1 protein-coding gene and 3 pseudogenes are annotated in these 3934 nt (G+C 34.4%); all 4 read right to left on the reverse strand.

The window, feature by feature from the left end; genetic code table 11:
* Positions 1–340 (reverse strand): annotated as a pseudogene (locus U881_RS13215) (variable large family protein); the annotation flags it as partial.
* Between the two features lie 312 nt (positions 341–652).
* The gene (locus U881_RS0102540; protein ID WP_024653137.1) at positions 653–1726 is read right to left on the reverse strand and encodes a variable large family protein; all 1074 of its coding nucleotides are present in this window, start codon (positions 1724–1726) and stop codon (positions 653–655) included.
* Positions 1727–2264: 538 nt separating this feature from the next.
* Positions 2265–3289: pseudogene (locus tag U881_RS10605) on the reverse strand (variable large family protein).
* Between the two features lie 295 nt (positions 3290–3584).
* A pseudogene (locus tag U881_RS11835) lies at positions 3585–3920 on the reverse strand (variable large family protein); the annotation flags it as partial.
* Between the last annotated feature and the right edge of the window lie 14 nt (positions 3921–3934).

Genomic DNA, 3934 nt, shown 5'->3' on the forward strand with positions numbered 1-3934 from the left:
TTAACTACTTCTCTAATTGAATTTTTGGACGAATCGCTTTTATCACCACCTGTTTCTGATTTTTTTGCTACTTCTTCTAACTCTCTTGATGTTTCTCAAATCTTACTACCTAGAACACTAAAATAACTTCCTACATCCTCTTTCTTCGTAGTTGTTTTTGCAGTAAAGCTCAAAACATCCAAAACTAATTCCAAAAAAGCAAAAAAGCATTCTCAGCAACTCCTCCCAACTTCAATCATTATCGCACCACTTAACCCACTCCCAACTCCCTTCTGAGCTCCTGATTGCTTACTTCTTTCCACATCCCACCATCCCCCACCATCATCACCACCATACTCATCTTAATAACTCCACTAATCCTTCTTTTCCTTTCCCCTTCTCTCTCTTCCCCTCCCTCTATTTTCTATCTCTTTTATTTCTTTCATTCCTTTCTTGCCTCCTTATTTTTTTTCTTTATCTTTATACTTTAGATAGCCAACAAAACAAAAATAAATAAATCAAGAATTAAAAAATATACTTACCAAATAAAAAAATGATAAATCTTTAATAAAGAGACACACCAAAATGCCAAAAAGGAAAACAATTTTCATAATAAAGAAAAAAATGTTTCCCTTAATTGACTTTATCATTGAATGATATATTTATATTATTTTTATTTAGTAACAGTACCAGTTTCAGTAGCTTCAGTTCTAGGAATCTCAGAATATTCTATACTCTTAAAAATTTCTTTTACTTTCTCTAGATTGCTATTTACTGTTTTCATGATTATTAAATCAAGTATCCCTAATACCTTATTTACTGCACTTGTGGCTGCTGCTCTAACCGCTTCAGCTTCCCCAGCACCATTATTAGAACTAAGTTTACCTCCTTTAGTAATGGCCTTAAGAGCTACTGCTGCTGCTAAGTCAGCATTAGTTTTAGCTCCAGCGTTATCTACACCATTTCCAACAGCTAGTACCCCAGCTTCATTAGTATTGTCGCCAGAAACATTACCAGTCTTAGCTACAGCATTTTGAATCTTATCAATCATTGCCCATGGATCTGCTTTTGATACCTCAGCTGCTAGTTTAGGACCAGAATTGGCATCAGGAGCTGCAGAATTAGCTTTCCCAACAAGTGCAGCTGGTGCAGTAGTAGCACCTCCAGCAACTTCACCACCAGCATCTCCAGACTTAATTTCTATGCCAGACTTCTTTGCCACCTCAACAATTGCCTTTACACTTTCAATTATCACATTAACACTAGCCTCTTCAGCACCTACAGCAGCACTATTATTAGCAGTAGCACCAAGTATAGAACTATCATTAGTTACACCAGCAAGTTTAGTTAGAACACCAATTAATTTATCAAAAACTTCATTCACTCCTTGAATTGCCTCTTTAAACACTTTAGTTGTACTCCCATCAACGTTCTTTACACCAGAAATATCACCTGAAAGCTCTTTTAATTTCCCATTAGTATCTTCTAATCCTTTTTTTATCTTCTCAAAATGTCTACCTACTTCACTTCTCTTATCCCCCGATTTAACAACATTAAATCCTAATGCATCACCAATGACATTCCCAAAAACGCCAAAAATGTCCTGAAATCCTTGCCCAATCTTAACCAAAGAATCTAAAAAACTATTCCTCTTCTCTAATCCCTCTTTCTCCTCTATCAACCCACTATTACATCCCATAACCAACATAACGCAACTGATTCCAATAATGCGTCTAATTCCTCTCATCTTCCCACTACCCCCTCTCATTCCTTCATTCGTTTTTATTTCTCTAATATCTCTCATCATAATTTTCCCTCCTTAATCTACTCTTTAATTCCCCTCAATCTTTAAATCCTCTTATTTAAAGCTCCCTTCTCTTCCCTTCCCTCACTAAGCTCTCCTAAATAAGCTCTCCTTACTCCTAAAAAAAGTTACTCAGAATACATACTTCCTTCTCTTCTTTTTCTTCTCTTATCATTCCTTCCTTCTCTTTTTATAAGTTCCCTTCTCTCTTTTATTGAGTCTCTTTTATCTTTTTTATTGAGTCTCTTCTTCTCTTTCTATCAACTTTACTCCAACAGAAAAAACGAAAGAAAAATGAATAAATAAAAAATGAATGAAATGCACACATGATAAATGAATTCTTAATAAAAAAATAAAGGAAATATATTAAATCACTTAATTTAGCAAGAAAACATCTTCCCTATATGACTTCAAAAAGAATAAGAGAAGTGTTTCCTTTAAATAAATTTTTATTTTAATGATTTTTACCGATAATTACTTATTATTGTCCACTAGTTGCTGCTTCTGCTGTCTTATCTTCTTGCTTCACTGCAGATAATGTTTCATTTAGCTTTCTTAAACCACTATCAACTGTATTTCTTATTGCTATTATTAAAGTACTTAGTGTCTTGTTTACTGCACTTGTTACTGCTCCATTGACTGCATAAGCTGATTTCTCTTCACACCATTCTTAGCAGCAAATTTACCACCCTTTGCCATTGCTCTCAATGCTATTCCTGCTGCTATCACTGCATCCTTCTTTGCTGTATCTTCTTTAATTTCTTTCTTACCATTCTTAGCTGGAGCAATAGCAATCTCGGCTGCATCCTTAGCTGCTTCAATTCCATTAGTAGTATCAACACCAGGATTTTCTTTAGATTTAGCAATAGCTTTTAATATATCAGCTCCACTTACTAACCCTATTGATGCACTTGCCTTAGCTGCCTCTGCCTCTTGAGCTCTATTCGCATCTTCATCTGCAAACAATTTACCAATATCCTTTTTATCATCGCCAGTCTTTGTAGCATCAGCATTACCTTCACTTTCTTTTAATACGACATCAACAATCGCTTTAATTCCCTTGACCAAAGAAATAACTGAATCTTTATCAGCAGCAACTGCAGATTCATTTTGAACAGCATTTCCCATAACATCACCAACAGCACCACTAACTGCAATTTTTGCTCCCTCTTCTATTACTCCTAATTTCTCAATAAATTTTAACACCTCTTCCTTTACCTTTGCATAATTCCCATTCTTCTCTAAAATCTCATTTAATTTTGCTTGCGTTGTTTTCATTGTCTCTGAAATTTTAGTAAAATAAACCCCAATATCCGATTTCTTTGTATCCGCTTTTATCCCCAATGTCCCACTCACCATATCCCCAAAAGCAACAAAAACATCCAAAAATCCTTTCCCTAAATTCGCAATAGAACTCAAAAACTCATTCTTCTTTTCTAGCTCCGCTACTCCATTATTACATCCCATAATTCCCACCATCATCACCACAATACTTCTCTTCATCATCACACCCATCCATCTTACTTCTCTCTTTTTTCTATCTCTTTTATTTCTTTCATTTTTTTACCCCCTCATTTCTCTTATAAAAGCTTAGACCAAAACAAAACACAAATTAATAAAAAAAATGCATGAAATGCACAAATGATAAATGAATGTCAAATAAAAAATACAAAAGAAATACAGTGAAATCAATTAATTAAACAAGAAAACATCTTTCCTGTTTGCCTAACACAGAAAAAAAGAAGTGTTTCCTTTAAATAACCTTTTTGCAATAATTAATTTCACTATACTGAATTGACTCTTAAACTGCTGGTTTTAGAGCCCTTGCTTTATCTACTTCTTGCTTTACTTTCTCAAGAACATTCCTTACTATCTTCTTAACTATATCTTCCAATGACACTAACAATTTATTTACTGCAGTTCTTCCTGATGATTGCACTGCTTTGTCATCGTCATAACTATGTACAGCTAATTTACCATCTTTAACTAATGAACGTAAGGCTATTCCTCCTGCTACTGCTGCTGCTTTTGCTACCCCCTGTACTAAATGACCAGTATTATCTGTTCCTTTTGCAAATTCAAATGGAGTTGTATTTACTTCTGCATCTCCCCCTAGTGATTTAACATCAGTGTCTTTTTATTTCACTATTG

This window comes from Borrelia persica No12 (genome assembly GCF_000500045.1).
GTDB classification, from domain to species: Bacteria; Spirochaetota; Spirochaetia; order Borreliales; family Borreliaceae; genus Borrelia; species Borrelia persica.